This is a genomic window from Glycocaulis abyssi (assembly GCF_041429775.1).
GTDB lineage: Bacteria > Pseudomonadota > Alphaproteobacteria > Caulobacterales > Maricaulaceae > Glycocaulis > Glycocaulis abyssi.
This window is the reverse complement of the sequence record NZ_CP163421.1, coordinates 2444605-2460788: the sequence shown is the minus strand read 5'-3', so window position 1 is coordinate 2460788 and position 16184 is coordinate 2444605. Positions and strand designations below refer to the sequence as shown.

Annotated in this window: 17 protein-coding genes; 13 read left to right on the top strand and 4 right to left on the bottom strand. The window is 63.2% G+C overall.

The window, feature by feature from the left end:
- Positions 1–26 precede the first annotated feature (26 nt).
- The 3 genes from AB6B38_RS11935 to AB6B38_RS11925 form a co-directional block, all read right to left on the bottom strand.
- Positions 27–641 carry a hypothetical protein gene (locus tag AB6B38_RS11935; protein ID WP_371393077.1) on the bottom strand — a complete coding sequence of 205 codons (615 nt, stop codon included), beginning with the start codon at positions 639–641 and terminating at the stop codon, positions 27–29.
- Positions 642–957: 316 nt separating this feature from the next.
- A complete protein-coding gene (locus AB6B38_RS11930; protein WP_371393076.1) occupies positions 958–3054 on the bottom strand; it encodes a putative bifunctional diguanylate cyclase/phosphodiesterase in 2097 nt (698 codons plus the stop codon).
- Between the two features lie 145 nt (positions 3055–3199).
- Positions 3200–4210 carry an adenosine kinase gene (locus tag AB6B38_RS11925; protein ID WP_371393075.1) on the bottom strand — a complete coding sequence of 337 codons (1011 nt, stop codon included), beginning with the start codon at positions 4208–4210 and terminating at the stop codon, positions 3200–3202.
- A 163-nt stretch (positions 4211–4373) separates the two neighbouring features.
- Here AB6B38_RS11925 and AB6B38_RS11920 point away from each other — a divergent pair, with 163 nt between their 5' ends.
- Positions 4374–5270: a RimK family alpha-L-glutamate ligase gene (locus AB6B38_RS11920; RefSeq protein ID WP_371393074.1), complete on the top strand. Its 897-nt coding sequence runs from the start codon at positions 4374–4376 to the stop codon at positions 5268–5270.
- Here the strand turns inward: AB6B38_RS11920 and AB6B38_RS11915 are convergent.
- The gene (locus tag AB6B38_RS11915) at positions 5267–5854 is read right to left on the bottom strand and encodes a hypothetical protein (RefSeq protein ID WP_371393073.1); all 588 of its coding nucleotides are present in this window, start codon (positions 5852–5854) and stop codon (positions 5267–5269) included. The genes AB6B38_RS11920 and AB6B38_RS11915 overlap by 4 nt on opposite strands.
- 55 nt (positions 5855–5909) lie before the next feature.
- Between AB6B38_RS11915 and AB6B38_RS11910 the strand changes: the two genes are divergently transcribed.
- The 12 genes from AB6B38_RS11910 (at position 5910) to lnt (ending at position 16138) form a co-directional block, all read left to right on the top strand.
- Positions 5910–6383, top strand: a complete 474-nt coding sequence (locus AB6B38_RS11910) for a universal stress protein (protein WP_188451366.1) — start codon at positions 5910–5912, stop codon at positions 6381–6383.
- A gap of 108 nt (positions 6384–6491) precedes the next feature.
- A complete protein-coding gene (locus AB6B38_RS11905; RefSeq protein ID WP_371393072.1) occupies positions 6492–7052 on the top strand; it encodes a NifU family protein in 561 nt (186 codons plus the stop codon).
- A 331-nt stretch (positions 7053–7383) separates the two neighbouring features.
- Positions 7384–8010 (top strand): malonic semialdehyde reductase, encoded by a 627-nt coding sequence (locus tag AB6B38_RS11900; RefSeq protein WP_371393071.1) that lies wholly within the window; start codon positions 7384–7386, stop codon positions 8008–8010.
- Between the two features lie 7 nt (positions 8011–8017).
- Positions 8018–8674 carry a tRNA (adenosine(37)-N6)-threonylcarbamoyltransferase complex dimerization subunit type 1 TsaB gene (gene tsaB / locus AB6B38_RS11895; protein ID WP_371393070.1) on the top strand — a complete coding sequence of 219 codons (657 nt, stop codon included), beginning with the start codon at positions 8018–8020 and terminating at the stop codon, positions 8672–8674.
- Positions 8671–9114: a ribosomal protein S18-alanine N-acetyltransferase gene (gene rimI, locus AB6B38_RS11890; RefSeq protein ID WP_371393069.1), complete on the top strand. Its 444-nt coding sequence runs from the start codon at positions 8671–8673 to the stop codon at positions 9112–9114. Before tsaB ends, rimI begins: the two co-directional genes overlap by 4 nt.
- 83 nt (positions 9115–9197) lie before the next feature.
- On the top strand, positions 9198–9614 hold the full coding sequence (locus AB6B38_RS11885; RefSeq protein WP_371393068.1) for a Fur family transcriptional regulator: 417 nt from the start codon (positions 9198–9200) through the stop codon (positions 9612–9614).
- Between the two features lie 612 nt (positions 9615–10226).
- Positions 10227–10685 (top strand): hypothetical protein, encoded by a 459-nt coding sequence (locus AB6B38_RS11880; protein ID WP_371393067.1) that lies wholly within the window; start codon positions 10227–10229, stop codon positions 10683–10685.
- 85 nt (positions 10686–10770) lie between these two features.
- Positions 10771–12165: a tRNA (N6-isopentenyl adenosine(37)-C2)-methylthiotransferase MiaB gene (gene miaB, locus AB6B38_RS11875; RefSeq protein WP_371393066.1), complete on the top strand. Its 1395-nt coding sequence runs from the start codon at positions 10771–10773 to the stop codon at positions 12163–12165.
- Positions 12162–13160, top strand: coding sequence for a PhoH family protein (locus tag AB6B38_RS11870; protein WP_371393065.1), 999 nt, complete (start codon positions 12162–12164; stop codon positions 13158–13160). The genes miaB and AB6B38_RS11870 overlap by 4 nt, the downstream gene beginning before the upstream one ends.
- Complete coding sequence (gene ybeY / locus AB6B38_RS11865) at positions 13150–13614, top strand: rRNA maturation RNase YbeY (RefSeq protein ID WP_371393064.1); 465 nt, start codon at positions 13150–13152, stop codon at positions 13612–13614. The genes AB6B38_RS11870 and ybeY overlap by 11 nt, the downstream gene beginning before the upstream one ends.
- Positions 13615–13649: 35 nt before the next feature.
- The gene (locus AB6B38_RS11860) at positions 13650–14522 is read left to right on the top strand and encodes a hemolysin family protein (protein WP_371393063.1); all 873 of its coding nucleotides are present in this window, start codon (positions 13650–13652) and stop codon (positions 14520–14522) included.
- Positions 14522–16138, top strand: coding sequence for an apolipoprotein N-acyltransferase (lnt, locus tag AB6B38_RS11855; protein ID WP_371393062.1), 1617 nt, complete (start codon positions 14522–14524; stop codon positions 16136–16138). Before AB6B38_RS11860 ends, lnt begins: the two co-directional genes overlap by 1 nt.
- Positions 16139–16184: the final 46 nt, after the last annotated feature.

The following is a 16184-nucleotide window of genomic DNA, read 5'->3' as shown; positions in this document are numbered from 1 at the left end:
ATCGCTCCTTCAGACAGGCAAGGGGTCTAGAGAATATTATAGGTCGATCCGGCAACGCCGACCGGCCAGCGCCCGCGCACATAAAGCCGCCAGCGGGCCAGGAAGGGATGGGTGGGCACATCGTCCTCGGCCTCGGCGAGCAGCACCAGCACCGCGCCATTGGCCGCCTGGATCAGCCCGCCTGCGGCGATATTGACCACGCTCTCATCATACATGTCGTCCATCGCGGCGGCCGCCTCGGCAGCTTCGCGCGCCAGCTCGCCAACAGAGGACGCCACCAGCGTCAGCGCGGCTTCCAGCCCCTCCGGGTCGAGGCGTTCGAGTGCCCGCTCGACGAGACCTGCTCGCAGCATCTCCTCGGCCTCCCAGGCCAGCGGATCGGTGTCGAGCGCCTCGGCGGCAATCGCCGCCTCCTCCCAGCTACCCAGCGGCGCGGGATCGGCATCGGGAAAGCCCAGCCCGTCCAGATAGGCACGGGCCAGCGTTGTCTCGCGGGTATCCAGTCTTTCACCGAGCCGGGAGAAAAAAGCCGGATCGGCAATGCTTTCTGCAAACGCGCGCGCCTTGTAGAGGAGGGGTATTTCCTCCAGCAGGCGGGCAATCACATCATCGCCGGAATCAGGGGAGTCAGAAGGAGCCATACGCGTTGTCTAGCGCGCCGGCCTGCGCCGGAACAGAGCGGAACCGCAAAAACTATGGCGCCCGATGGTGAGGGGACCATCGGGCGCCGATCGGGACCGCGTGACTGCCACATGCTGCGCCGGGAGGGGATCAACCGGAGCTGGCCTGACCCTGGACGGATTGCGGGGGACGACGCCGTGCCAGAGTGAGCGGGTCAGAGTGCTTGCGGCCCGCACGTGTATTTATGCCACAAGCAGGGGCGCTTGTTCAATTAAATTGTAGAAAGGTGTTGCGCGTTGCGAATTCGCCACAGCTTTCCGCGCGCCGTACAGGCCGTCAGGCGCTGGCGCGCTGCGCCCGGGATTTCTCGTCATCGGCATACTGGACAAGGTCGCACAGCGGCATCGGGCGGGCGAAAAGATAGCCCTGCGCCAGGGTCGCGCCCTGCTCGCGCAGGAAGGCCAGCTGCTCGCTGGTCTCCACGCCTTCGGCCACTGTCTGCAGCTTCAGGGCCCTGGCCATGGCCAGAATGGTCTCCACCACGATGCGCGCGTGGGGGTCTTTTGACATGTCACGCACAAAGCTCTGGTCGATCTTGAAGACATCGAACGGCATGCGCGTCAGGTAGGACAGGCTGGAATGGCCGGTACCGAAATCGTCAATGGCAAAGCCGACACCGCGGGCGCGCAGCGGCTCGATCTGCTCGAGCACGCGCTCAGGCTGGCGCATGGCCACCGACTCGGTGAGCTCCAGGTCCAGCAGGGAGGCTGGCAGCCCGGTTTCGCGCAAGGTGTCGAGCACGCTGTCGGCGAAACCCTCATCCTCGAACTGGACAGCCGACACATTGACCGCGACCGGCAGTTCATAGCCGCGCCGGTTCATATCGGCAATTTCGGTGCAGGCGCGGCGCATGACCCAGTCACCAATCTCGCCAATCAGGCCGCATTCCTCAGCCGCCTGGATGAAGGTACCCGGAGACAGGAGGCCGGCCGTGGGATGGTTCCAGCGCACGAGCGCTTCGACACCGGCAATCGAGCCGTCCTTGATGGAGATTTTCGGCTGGTAGAAGACAACCAGCTGATCGTCGCGCACCGCCTCGCGCAGCTCGCCTTCCAGCACCAGGCGCTCGAAAGCGGTCTGGTTCATGCTGGATTCAAAGAACTCAAACGCGTTGCCGCCCGCGCACTTGGCCGAGGCCATGGCAAGGTCGGCGTGGCGCAGCAGGGTTTCAGGGTCGCCGCCATCGCGCGGGAAGACCGCCACACCGACCGATACGCCAAGGAAGACACGGTGGCCGGAAATCTCGAACGGACGGCGAACCGCATCAATCACCAGGCGGGCCACGCGAGCCGCATCGGCCGGATCACGCAGCGCCGGCAGAAGGATGGTGAACTCGTCACCGCCCAGACGCGCCACCAGTGACGGCTCGGCTCCGTCCTCGCCCTGAGACAGATCCCAGCCGCGCGCCGTTTCGCGCAGACGGCGGGCCACAGCCTCCAGAAGGCGGTCACCCTCACCCAGGCCCAGGGAATCGTTCACCCGCTTGAACCGGTCGAGGTCCAGAAACAGCACGGCGCCCGCGGTGCCATCGTCCTCTGCGCGGCGTGTCACGCGCTCAACTTCCTTGCGGAAACGCTCGCGATTGGGCAGCTCGGTGACCATGTCGACATAGGCGAGACGGTGGATGCGCTTCATCGAGGCATCGAGACGCGCAAACATGCGGTTGAAGGCGTTTGCCAGCACTTCCAGCTCGTCGCCAGTGCGCACATCGATACGCATGTCCAGCTTGCGCGAGGAGGCGAGACGGGCCGCCTCGGTGAGCTTGTGGATCGGTCCCAGCGCCGTGCGCACGACATAGGCGACAAGGGGCAGGAAAATGAGCAGCGCCACGAGGCCGACAAGCATCTGGCGCTGGAAAATCTCGGCAGCCGGGCGCGACACCGCTGCAACCGGCACATCGATCACGACCGCGCCGGCCAGCCGTCCATGATGCATGACGGGCTGCGCCACGCGGATCAGCTCGCCGACAATCTCGGTGCGGGTATCCACCGAGCCGAGTGCGCCGTGCACGAGGGCATCGGTGCTGCGCTCGCCGGGCGCGAACGCCACATTGCCAGCGCTGACGAGCACATCGCGGGCCGTATCGACGATATAGGCACCCTGGACATCGGCGCGCTCCCCGAACGCGCCCAGCCCGGTCGTCAGACGGCGGGCGTCACGCTGGGAGGTCTGCTCAGCCAGGTTGGATGCCAGCACCTGTGACATCAGCTCGGCATGGGCGAGCGCGGTGAGCCGGTTGTCGTGAGACTTGGACACATAGCCAATGCCGGTCATCACCGATGTTGCGGCAATCAGCACAAACGCGCACAGCACCGTGAATTTCATCACGAGCGAGCGCATCATGCGTGACAGGGCGTGGCGAAGCGGAGCCATGTGTCCTCTCGTGACAAGGCCACACGGCTCCGGTTGTCGAACCGGATGGTGCGGCAAGGAGAGGCAGATTTTCAGAGCTTGCTGAAAATCGTGTTAAGCACCCGGATAGATACTGTTAACCTGTTGAAACGGCTTGCCGTAATCGCTACGCGGCGGACGGGATCGCGATACCGCGCCGGGCCGCCAGCTCCGCCAGGCTCACCAGCGGGCGCGCACCCACATGGGAGATCACTTCTGCAGCTGCCAGCACGCCCAGCCGGCCACAGGTTTCCAGATCGGCGCCGCGCGCCAGTCCCAGCAGGAAACCGGCGGCAAACAGATCGCCTGCACCGGTGGTATCGACCAGCTTCTCGACCGGGTCCGCCGGAACCGCAACACTGTCCTCTCCAGACACGATGACCGCGCCTTTTTCCGAACGGGTGATGGCGGCGATGCGCGTCTCGGCGCGGATTTGCGACAGGGCGGCGTCAAAATCATCGCTCTGGTAGAGTGATTTCAGCTCGACCTCATTGGCAAACACCACATCGACATGCCCGGCGATCAGCTGGCGGAAGCTGGCGCGATGACGGTCAACACAGAACGGGTCGGAGAGGGTGAGAGCGACCTTGCGGCCCGCCTTGCGGGCAATTTCAGCCGCGGCCACGAAGGCGGCCTTCGCCTCGTCCCGGTCAAACAGATAACCCTCCAGATAGGTGATCTGCGCATCAGCGATGCGCGCCGCGTCCACATCTTCGCCCGAAAACAGGGTCGAGGCGCCCAGGAAGGTATTCATCGAGCGCTGCGCATCCGGGGTGACGAGGATGAGACAGCGCGCGGTAGCCGGGCCGCCGTTAAGAGGCGCGGTTGAATAGTCCACGCCGATCGCGCGCAGATCGTGGGCGAAAATCTCGCCGAGCTGGTCATCGGCCACCTTGCCGATATAGCCGCCGCGCCCGCCAAGGCTCGCCACACCTGCCAGCGTGTTGGCCGCCGATCCGCCGGAAACTTCCTGACCCGGACCCATCGCGGCGTAGATGGCTTTCGCCCGCTCCTCGTCAATCAGCGTCATGGCGCCTTTCTCGATGGCGTGCTGGCCGAGAAACGCGTCATCGGCGGTGGCGATGACATCAACGATGGCGTTTCCGACGCCGATCACGTCGAAGCGGGTGGGGGCCATGAGTGGTAATCCTTGTGGTTGCGGTGCGGGCGTGGGCTTAACGCCTGCACGGCGCACACTCAAGCCCGGCTGCGGATTCAGGCCGGTGCTGCCACCCGGCCCTTGACGCAAAATGCGGTGACGCTAGAGCCGGACCAGCAGTCAGACAGATGCGAGACATTCCATGCGCGCCATTGCCTATCTCGTCTCGGCGAACGTACTCGCGCACCGGCTCGAGGCCCGCAGCGATGCGCACGAGTTTACCGAGCAGTTTGCCGCCATTGATGCGCCCTGCCGGGATGCCGGTTTCGCGCTGGAGCCGGTCGTCTGGGACGAAGGATTTGATCCGGAAGCCTATGCCGGTGTGGTGGTCGGCCCGACCTGGGACTATTGGGACAAGACCGAGCGCTTCCTTCAGGTGCTGTCACGGGCCAGCGCAGCAGGCCCGCTGCTCAACCCGCTCAATGTCGTGCGCTGGAACATGGACAAGACCTATTTGCGCGATCTGGCAGCGCTTGGCGCACCCGTGATCGAGACGGTCTGGACCGATCTGGCCACGCCGCAGACCATTGCGCAGGCTTTCGACACGCTCTCCAGCGATGATCTGGTGGTCAAGCCAGTCGTGGGCGCGGGCGCATGGCGTCAGGCGCGGGTGAGGCGCGGCGAAGCCTTGCCGCCAGCAGAAGCCTTGCCGCCCGGCCGGGCCATGATCCAGGCTTTCCTGCCCGCCATTCAGGAGGAGGGCGAATATTCGCTGCTCTTCTTTGGCGGTGAGTTTTCCCACGCGGTCATCAAGCGGGCGGCCAAGGGCGATTACCGCATTCAGGGCATGTATGGCGGGGTGGACACGCCCTACGCGCCCTCGCCTGCCGACATTGCCCTTGCCCGCCAGTGCCTTGATGCCGCCTGCACCCATTGCGGGGTGGAGGCGCTGCTCTATGCGCGCATCGACATGGTGCGCGGGCCGGAAGGCGATCTCAAGCTGATGGAGATCGAGCTGATCGAGCCCTTCTACTATCCGGCCAATGCAGACCAGTGCGGGCCGTTGTTTGCGGCGGGTCTCAAGACCCTTCTGGGCTAGCCGAACTTCGCCGGATCATAGGGCTTGTCGGACGTAGGACGGAAAATCCAGGCCGAATAGCCGCCCGTGACCGCGAGGACGAGGCCGATCAGGCCGATAATGATCTGGCCTGCGGTAAACGCCCAGCCCGCCAGCACCATGCCCGCAATGCCCACACCAAGCGCGGGCAAGAAGGCTTTCAGCCGCGCTTTGAGCGGCGCGCCCTCGACATGGGAGACGCCGTCACGGTCTTTCAGCGCGCCATGAAGCGCCCGCAGAAACAGGGCGAAGCGGTCCGCCTGATTTTCCCATTTGAGGATGCCGGTGGAGCGCAGGGAGGAGAAACTGATCGTCTTCGCCCCGGCGCTGACCCGGCAGATGATCTGGGCAGGGTCTTTCGCGCCAATGCCTGATGGCTCCACGCTCAGGCGCACCTCATCTACCGCCTCGATGGCGATACGGCGCACCAGGGCACCTTCCGCCGTTTCCTCCAGCCGGTCGGGCCAGAGCGTGATCTGGCGCACGGGCGAGGCGGCGGAGCGGCAATCGTCCAGCCGGTCGAGCGGTTTTGAGGCGGTTGCAGAGGTTTTGCGTGAGCGGGTCATGCAAGGCAGATGACGCCCTCTTGCCGCCGCGTCAAGAAAGCGTCACGGTCGAACCATGGCGAACACGAGAAAATTCCTTCTGATCGGTGATGGCAGCGAAGAGTCCGCCGCCGCCGCCCGCTATGCCGCGCACCGGGCAAACAATACAGGCGGCAAGGTGGCCGTGCTGGCCGTGATCGAGCCCACGAGCGTCGAGCCTTGGCTGGGCGTGGGCGAGACCATGCGGCGCGAAGCGATGGAAGAGGCCGAAGCAGCGCTGGAAAGCCTGGCCGAGGACATTGAAGGCGTCACCGGTGAACGGCCCGAGCTGCTGGTGCGCGAAGGCGAGGCCATACACTGCATCCGCAAGCTGATCGAAGAGGATGAGAGCATTTCCATCCTCGTACTCGGTTCTGCCGTCAAGGGTGATGGCCCCGGCCCGCTTGTCACCTCGCTATCGCGCGGGCGCGGCCTGTTTGGCGAGCGCGCCATCCCCGTAACCGTGGTACCGGGCGATCTCTCCGAGGAGACGATAAAGGCGCTTACCTGACCGGTAACCCTGATGCCTGCAGGGTTGAACGCGGACGCGTTCAGGGCCAAGTGAGGGGCTGAACCCGGCACAGCCCTGCCCCGGCTTTCGACAAAGGCCCGACCCGTCATGTTCATCCAGACCGAAACCACTCCCAATCCCGATACGCTGAAATTCCTGCCCGGACAGGAGATTGCGCCGGAGACCCCGCGTGATTTTGCAACGCCCGAAGACGCGCAATCCTCGCTGCTGGCGCGCGAACTGTTCGCGGTTGAAGGCGTGGTGCGCGTGTTTGCCGGGTCCGATTTCGTCTCGGTGACCAAGGGCGAGGGCGTCGAATGGGTCCATATCAAGCCTGCGGTGCTGGGCGCGATCATGGATGTGCTGCAATCGGGAAAGCCGCTTTTCTCCGGCTCCGGCGAAGAGGCCGAAACCGTCTATGAGGGCGAGACAGCGGCCATCGTGAAGGAAATCCGCGAGGTCATCGATACTCGCGTGCGCCCGGCCGTCGCGCAGGATGGCGGCGATATCGTGTTCCACGCCTATGACGAAAAGACCGGCATTGTCAGCCTGCATATGCGCGGCGCGTGCGCGGGCTGCCCGTCCTCGACCATGACGCTGAAAAGCGGGATCGAGAACCTCTTGAAGCACTATGTGCCGGAGGTTCTGGGCGTCGAGGCGGTGGTTTAAGGGGGTTTTTTAGTTCCGCAACGCATCCGCGTTGCGATGTTCCGCGACCCCCGATCGGGGCCGGGGGCAGGCAGTCGCGGGCGCGCAGTCGCGCTTTTCAGGCCGCAAAGCGGCCTGCAAGGCCGACCGGCCGCCGGGCACTGCCTGTCCCCGGCTAGATCGGGGATTGCCCGCAGCGACGCACGGATGTGCGGAGCATCAGGAAAAACTATTTCGGGGAAGAGCGGTTTTTCCAGCATGGCCATGGCCAGTGCGAAGCTGGTGGCTTATCTCGTGACCAAGCCCTTCCTGCCGGTTCAAGACTGGCGCACATCTCAAGAGGAGCCCTGCCATGAGCGAGCTTGCCCTTGCCGACCGCCACAAAACCCTGCCCGACCACGCGCTGGATCAGATTTTCCGCGGCGCGCGCACCTTCTACACATGGGAAGACAAGGATGTGTCGGACACGACGATCCAGGCGCTCTATGACCTTCTCAAATACGGCCCGACCAGCGCCAATAACTCACCCGCGCGCTTTGTCTTCCTGAAAGGCGCGGCCAGGGAACGGCTCAAACCCTTCCTGATCCCGTCCAATGTCGACAAGACGATGAGTGCGCCGGTCACGGCCATCGTGGCGTGGGACTGGGAATTTCACCAGAAAGTGCCGGAGCTCTTCCCGCATGATCCCGGTGCCAAGGAATGGTTTGCCTCCGACGATGCGCGCAAGGCCAATGGCGTGCGCAATGGCACGCTGCAGGGCGCGTATCTGATCCTTGCTGCCCGCGCGCTCGGCCTTGATTGCGGCCCGATGAGCGGGTTTGACAATGCCAAGGTGGATGAGGAGTTTTTCGCGTCCGACCCGAAAATGAAGCACTGGCGCTCGAACTTCCTGGTCAATATCGGCTATGGAACGGAGGAAAAGCTCTTCCCGCGCCTGCCGCGCCTCTCCTTTGACGAGGCTGCGCGCATTCTGAAATAGGCCCTTCATGGCAAACGATACCGCCTCCCGCCCGGTTCTGGTCATCGACACGACCGGGCGATGGTGCGCGGCTGCACTGCAACTGGCCGATGGCCAGATCATCCAGCGCGACGAGGCGATGGAGCGCGGACAGGCCGAACGGCTCGCGCCGCTGGTGGGTGAGTTGCTTGATGAAGCTGGCATGGTGCCGGGCGAACTCTGGCGCATTGGTGTAGCGACGGGGCCGGGCAGTTTTGCCGGCACGCGCGCTGGCACCGCCTTTGCCCGCGGGCTGGCACTGGCGAGCGGCGCGCAGGCAGTTGGCATTTCCAGCCTGGCGGCGATGGCACACGAAGCCGACCCTGAAGGCCGCGCGGCGGTGTTCGCCGTCCATGACGCGAGGCGCGGCGAGCTGGTCTGGCAGGTGTTCAGCCACGGCGCTGCGCGGGGCGAGCCGGTGCGCAGCGATGTGAGCACCGCCCTTGAAGCCCTTGCCGCCAGCGGCGCAACCCACCTTGCCGGGTCTGGCGCACATCTTCTCGACCCGGCCTCGCCATGGGTGGATCATCCACCTCTTATGGCGCTGCTGGCGCTGACGCGAGAAGCAGACGGCAACACGCCCTTGCCCAGCCCGCATTATGCCCGCCCGCCGGATGCGGCGCTGCCGGGCGGCATCATCCCGTGAGCGTGGACATCCTTGCGGCCGGGCCCGAGAGCAGCGAGCTGCTCGCCGCCCTGCACGCGAAAGCCTTTGATGGCGGGGAGGTCTGGAATGGAGCCGCCTTTGCCACCCTGCTGGCGGGGCCGGGCATGGACGCGCTGCTGGCGGCCAGAGGCGGCACGCCGCTGGGCTTCATCCTGATGCGCACGATAGCCGATGAGGCAGAGATGCTCACCCTGGCCGTCCTGCCATCGGCGCGCCGGGCGGGTGCTGGCCGGGCGCTGGTCAAAGTCGGACTGGAAGCGGCGCGGCGGCGCGGCGCGGCCAGCGCATTCCTCGAAGTCTCGGTGACCAATGTCGCGGCTATCGCGCTTTACCGCTCCACTGGCTGGGGTGAAGCGGGACACCGCGCGCGCTATTATCGCGATGGCTCGGATGCGCTGATTATGTCGTGCAGGCTATAGCAGGAATGGACAGATTTGGCCTGCAGGGCTAAGGACAGCATATAACGGCCTTGCGCAGGCGCGCGCTTCATGGAGGCTGACCCATGTCAGATCGCATTGAACAGATATGCATCGAAAAAGGTCTGCGCATGACCGATCAGCGCCGCGTGATCGCGCGCGTCCTGTCGGAAGCTGAAGATCACCCGGACGCTGAAGAGGTCCACCGCCGCGCCGCGAGTGTGGACAACCGCATCTCGCTGGCAACCGTTTACCGCACCGTGCGTCTGTTTGAGGATGCCGGGATTATCGAGCGCCACGATTTCCGCGATGGCCGATCGCGCTATGAGGAAGCGACCGAGGATCATCACGATCACCTGATCGATCTCAAATCCGGCGATATCGTCGAGTTCTATGACGAAGAGATCGAGAAGATGAAGGAAGCCATTGCGCGCCGCCTCGGCTACAAGCTCGTCGATCACCGGCTGGAGCTTTACGCGGTGAAACTCAAAGACGGCGAGTAGCAGTTAGCTTTACGCCACTGCCTGCCGCATTAACTTTTGATTAAGAAATTTGCTTTTCGGGTCTTGTCAATCGATCCAACTATGGGTAGGTTCCGCACCTCGAAAACAGGTGCCGTGGCCGGATTTTGGCCAAACGATCTGGCAAGAGTCCAGATTTTGGTGTAGAAAAGAAAGAACCGGCGAGTGATTCGCCGGTTCAGGTGTTGAGAGCTTAGCGTGGGCTAAACAATAAGCTCTCGGCTATGGGGCTTTGGATCCGTGTCCAGAGCTCCCTTGGACGGAAGGGTGGCACTTAGCAGTGTCATCACTAACGGCGACACTAGCAGGATGGCTGTCAATCTTAACGTAAGGCAGATTGTCAGCCGTCCTAGCGCCTTAAGTAGCCCTCCTAAGGCCCGGGCAAGCTGTCGAAAGCGTTGCCAGAACCACCCTACCGGAGTTTGATGCCTAAACATCAGCGCCTCCATGTAAGGTTGGGCTCGCCCCAGTGGCGCGCCCTCATTAACTATATCGCACATCGGAACGACATGCTATCATGAATTGGCCAGGTCCTGACCTAAACACCTATTAACAAATTGATTTTTAACTGAATTATTATTTGAGTGCCACCTGATGACCCGAATTGCAAAGATAAAAGCGGGCAAAGACAAGAAGAACCCCCAAAGCCTCCGATTCCTTCTAATTGATATAGCAAATCATAAACATCGCGGAAACATAACGCAGCTGGCACGAACCATTAAGAGTTCATATGCGTCAAAGTATGGAATCGGCGAGTTAACAGAGAGAAGCATCAGAAGAAATATTTCAGAAATACTTTATGATGAGCGAAGAATTGAGTATTGGCACATAGAAGTTTTTGCTAACATGATTGGTGTAACATCTGGTCAATTGCTGCTCTTCTCAAGACTTACTGCCGAACAAAATTCGAGCAACGGGCAGCCAGATATCATAAGACAATCTTCTATTTCATCTCTTGAAAAAACGGACATTAGTAACACGCTGGATTTAGAGACTCTTATCCGCTGGGCAGAGGATTTAAAAGGCGTTCAGATGCCGCTTCCTTTGCCCTGATCTCTTGTACTCAACGGTTGCCCGTAGGCTCTGCTAATTGCTATGCACGTGCGTGTGTTCAGCCTCCTTTGGGCATATAGCCATCATGACCGCGCCTGCCAGCAACCCGAAGACCAGAAAACGCCTCTTCATCCGCACCTATGGGTGCCAGATGAATGTGTATGATTCAGAGCGCATGCGCGATCTGCTGGTCCCGCTCGGCTATGAGCCGGCGGATGCGCCAGAGGGCGCCGATCTTGTCATCCTCAATACCTGCCATATCCGCGAGAAGGCCGCCGAGAAGGTCTATTCCGAGCTCGGCCGGTTAAAGCCGCTCAAAGCCGAGAAGGAAGAAGCTGGCGGGCAGATGACGGTGACGGTGGCTGGCTGCGTGGCGCAGGCCGAGGGCGCGGAAATCCAGCGCCGCGCGCCAGTGGTTGATCTGGTGGTCGGCCCGCAGACCTATCACCGCCTGCCCGAACTGATCGCGCGCGTGCATCGCGAGCGCGGCGAAGCGCTTCAGACCGAGTTCGAGGTCGAGGAAAAGTTCGACGCGCTGGCTGCGCCCAAGCGTCATGTGGAAGGTTTCAGCGCCTTCGTGACGGTGCAGGAGGGCTGCGACAAGTTCTGCTCCTTCTGCGTGGTGCCCTATACGCGCGGCGCGGAGTATTCGCGGCCCGCCGCCCAGATCACGGCAGAAGTGCGCGCGCTGGCGGCGCAAGGCGTGCGCGAGATCACCCTGCTGGGCCAGAACGTCAACGCCTATTCGGGCGAAGCGCCTGCAGGCGAGGAGGCAGGCGGGCGCTGGGGGCTGGCGCGCCTGATCCGGCATCTGGCCATGATTGGCGGGATTGACCGCATCCGCTTTACCACCTCACACCCGAACGACATGGATGAGGACCTCCTTGAGGCTTTCGCATCAGAAGAAAAGCTGATGCCCTATCTGCACCTGCCGGTGCAGGCGGGTTCTGACCGCATCCTGAAAGCCATGAACCGCAAGCACACGGCGACTGAATATATCGCGCTTATCGAGCGGCTGCGCACGCTGCGCCCCGATATCGCCCTCTCCGGAGATTTCATCGTCGGCTTCCCCGGCGAGCAGGAAAGCGATTTTGCCGATACGATGAAGCTGGTCGAGACGGTCGGGTATGCCTCAGCCTTCTCGTTCAAGTATTCGCGCCGTCCCGGCACGCCGGGCGCGGCCATGGCCGGACAGGTGGATGAAGCGGTGAAGACAGAGCGTCTGGCCCGGCTTCAGGCCCTGCTGGACGCCCAGCAGCAGGCTTTCAACGCGTCGATGGTGGGCAAGCGCCTGCCTGTGCTCTTCGAGCGCGAGGGGCGCAATCCCGGCCAGCTGGGCGGGCGCAGCCCCTATCTGCAGGCCGTTCATTGTGACGGACCCAGGGAGCTGATCGGCCAGATCGCCATGGTGGAGATCGTCTCCGCCTCGAAAAATGCGCTGGGCGCCCGTCTGCTGCATGGGGAGAGCTGCGCCGCGTGAGCCGGACCCCGCGACCCAAACGCGCCGGGCGCGCGCCTGCAGAAACCCTGCATTTCGATGATGCCGCCCATGTGCGCGCACTGGCAGGCCCCGGCCATGCCAATCTGATAGCGCTGGAAACCGAGCTTGGCGTGCATGTCGAAGCGCCCGGCGGCGGGCAGCTCTTGCTGTCTGGCGGGGAAAAGCGCGCGCGCACCGATGCGGCCCGCGTGATCCATTCGCTGTATGCACGCGTGGAATCCGGCCTTGTCATTGATCCTGAAACCGTGCGCGCCGCCTGCCGGATGGACGACACGCCGGTCAGCGCCGGTGAGGAAACCATCATCCGTGTGCCGCGCGGGGTGAGCTTTGCCGCCCGCACCAATGGTCAGGCGGACTATGTGCGCGCGCTGAAAGACGAGACACGCTACGATATGATTTTCGGGGTCGGCCCTGCCGGGACCGGCAAGACCCTGCTCGCGGTGGCGTGGGGCGCGGCCAAGCTGGCGCGCGGAGAGATTGACCGGCTTATCATCACGCGTCCGGCTGTGGAGGCGGGCGAGCGGCTGGGCTTCCTGCCCGGTGATCTCAACGAGAAGATCGACCCTTATCTCCTGCCAATCTGGGACTCTCTGCGCGATGCGCTGACCCAGAAGGTTGTCGACAAGATGCGTGAGGAGCGCCGTATCGAGGTGGCACCGCTCGCCTTCATGCGCGGGCGCACGCTGAACCGGGCCTTCATTGTCTGCGATGAAGCCCAGAACACCACCCGTGCGCAGATGCGCATGATGCTGACCCGGCTGGGTCAGGGTTCACGCATGGCGGTCACGGGCGATCCCTCGCAGGTGGATCTTGGCCCGCGCGAGCCGTCCGGGCTGGCCGATGCGCTGGGCATATTGGGCAATGTACCGCGCATTGCGGTCACGCGCTTTACCCGCGCTGATGTGGTCCGCCATGATCTGGTGGGCATGATCGTGGATGCCTATGAGCAGGCGGACAAGACACATGGTGGATGAACCGGCCTGCGAGATCGTGATCGAGCACGAAGGCTGGCAGATGGTTGCCGGGCTGGAAGCGCGCTGCCTTGAAGCGGTCGCGGCCGCCCTGTCGCTGATTGACGGGGCGCGGCCCGGTCCGGCCGTGATCCTGTTTACCGGCGACGGCGAGCTGCAATCGCTGAACCAGCGTTTCCGGGGCAAGGACAGCCCGACCAATGTATTGTCCTTCCCGGCACCGGAATCGGAGCACTATCCCGGCGATGTCGCCCTTGCCTTCGAGACCTGTCAGGGCGAAGCCAACACGCGCGCCATTGCGCTTGTGGATCACGCGGCCCATCTTGCGGTGCACGGCGTTCTTCATCTTAACGGTTTTGACCATAAGGAAGAGGCCGAGGCAGAACAGATGGAGGCAGTGGAAATCGCGGCCCTTGCCCGGCTGGGCATCGCGAATCCCTATAAAGAACGCATATGAGCGTGATGAGTGACGATCCGCCAAGACGAAGTCTCATGGCCCGGCTGAAAGGCGCGATACACCGGCGCCCCGTTCCGGAACTTGCCAACGGTCCTGGCACCGAAGCGCAGGAGACGGGCGGAAACCAGACGGGCCAGACTGGCGACCGGGAGCTTTCCTTCAATGTAAACGCGCTCGATGCGCTGCGCGTGGCCGATGTGATGGTGCCGCGCGCCGACATCGTGGCCATGGATATCGATACCCCGCTGGGTGATGCGGCGCGCCTGTTCGCCGACGCCTCCCATTCGCGCCTGCCGGTCTATCGCGAAACCCTCGACGATCCGGTCGGCGTTGTGCACATCAAGGATCTGATTGCCCATCTGGCCGGCAATCCTGACGGTCAGCGCCCGGAGGACTGGGCGGCGGCGAAAATCCTGCCGCAGGTGCGCCGCCCGCTGCTCTATGTGCCGCCCTCCATGCGCGCGGCGGACCTGCTGGTGCGGATGAAATCGCGCCGCATGCACATGGCGCTGGTCGTTGACGAGTTTGGCGGCACGGACGGGCTGGTAACGCTTGAAGACCTGCTGGAGCCAATCGTTGGCGAGATTGATGACGAGCATGACGAGGCCGAAGGTCCGCTGATCCGGCTGCGCGGACCCCATGTCTGGGAGGCCGATGCGCGCACATCGCTTGATGAGCTGGCCGAGGCGCTGGGCCGTCCGGTGGCGACCGAAGACGAGATCGAGGATGTCGATACGCTGGGCGGGCTGGTCTTCATGCTGACAGGGCGGGTGCCTGAACGCGGCGAGGTGATCGCCCACTCGACCGGGCTGGAGTTTGAAATTCTCGATTCCGATCCGCGCCGCATCCGCCGGGTACGTATCCGTTCGCGCAAGGACGGCGCCGGAGACGCCGCGAACCTGCAATAATGCGTATCCCTGATCTGGCCCGCCGCGGCATGCATATGAGCGTGGCACTGCTTGGCCGGTGGCAGACGGCCAGGGGCTGGCGCATCGGGCTAGCGCTGTTTGCGCTCGGCCTTGTCTCCACGCTGGCCCATGCGCCCTTCCATTCCGCGCCAGCGCTGATTTTAGGTGTTGTCCTGCTGGTCCTCTCTCTGGACGCGGCGCGGGGGCGCGAGCGGCGCTTGCTCGCCGGCTTCTGGCGCGGCTGGGCATTTGCCGCCGGCTATTTCCTTGGCAGTACATGGTGGGTGGCCAATGCCTTCCTCGTCAGCGCCGAGGAACATGCCTGGCTGATCTGGGCGCCATTGACCCTGCTACCGGGCGGGCTTGCCCTGTTCTGGGGGCTGGCGAGCAGTCTCTACACGCGCTTTGCGCCGGACGGGCCTATGCGCATCGGCGTGTTCGCCGTGCTGTTCACGATCGTGGAATTTGCCCGCTCGGTGCTGTTTTCGGGTTTTCCGTGGAATCTGCCCGGCCATGTCTTTGAAGCGGGAACGCCTATCAGCCAGATGGCGAGCCTGATTGGCGCGCTGGGGCTTTCCGCCTTCGTGCTCTTTGCCTTTGCCAGCCCGGCGGCCCTGTCCGGGCGCGGTCACTGGCTGGTGCGCGCCTTGCCGCTGGCCCTGAGCACCGTGATGCTGGCAGGAATGTGGGGCTGGGGCAGTACGCGCCTCGCCGGAGCTGACAACAGCCTCACCGACACACGGCTGCGCATCGTGCAGGTCAATGTCGATCAGCGCGAGAAGCGCTACGCCAACCGGCTGCCCATTCTCCAGACCTATCTCGACCTGACCATGCAGCCCGGCCTTGAGGATGTGGACGCGGTGATCTGGCCGGAGGGCGCCATTCCCACCGTGATGCTGGAAGACACCCGCGTTCTGGTGCGCATCGAGGACACGCTGCCCGAAGGTACAAGGCTATGGAGCGGGGTGACGCGCCGGGAACGCTTCCCCGAAGGCGAGCTTTACTATAACTCGCTGGCCGCCTTGCAGATATCGCAGGATGCTAGCGCGGTTGAAGCCATCTACGACAAGGTGCGTCTGGTACCGTTCGGTGAAGGCAATCCGGTGCAGCTGATTACCGGACTTTTCGGCTTCACCACCCTGGCAATGAACGCGCCCTACTACACACCCGGGCCGGGGCCGCAAACTCTCTCGATAGCCGGGCTGCCTGATTTCGCGCCGCTGATCTGCTATGAGGTGATTTTTCCCCGCTTTGCACCGCGCGGGGACAACCGGCCAGCCTTCCTGCTCAATATTTCCAACGATGCGTGGTATGGAAATTCGGCCGGCCCGCGCCAACATCTCAATCAGGCGCGCTACCGGGCGATTGAAGAAGGGTTGCCCATGGTGCGCTCGGCATCGCTAGGGGCATCCGGACTGATCGATTCCTACGGCCGGGCAGTCCGGTTAACTGATCCACAAATGAACGAAACACTTGACATAAACCTGCCTTCGGCGCTCCAACCAGTGGTATACGCGGTTCATGGAAATTCTCTATGGATTGCAGGCGGGCTTATATTACTTGGAGGCCTGCAACTTGCCGTTTTCATTGCCTCTGCCCGAAACCAGAGACAGTAACACCTGAGATTGTTTTCGCTTCGATAGTGAAACTCACTGTGCTATT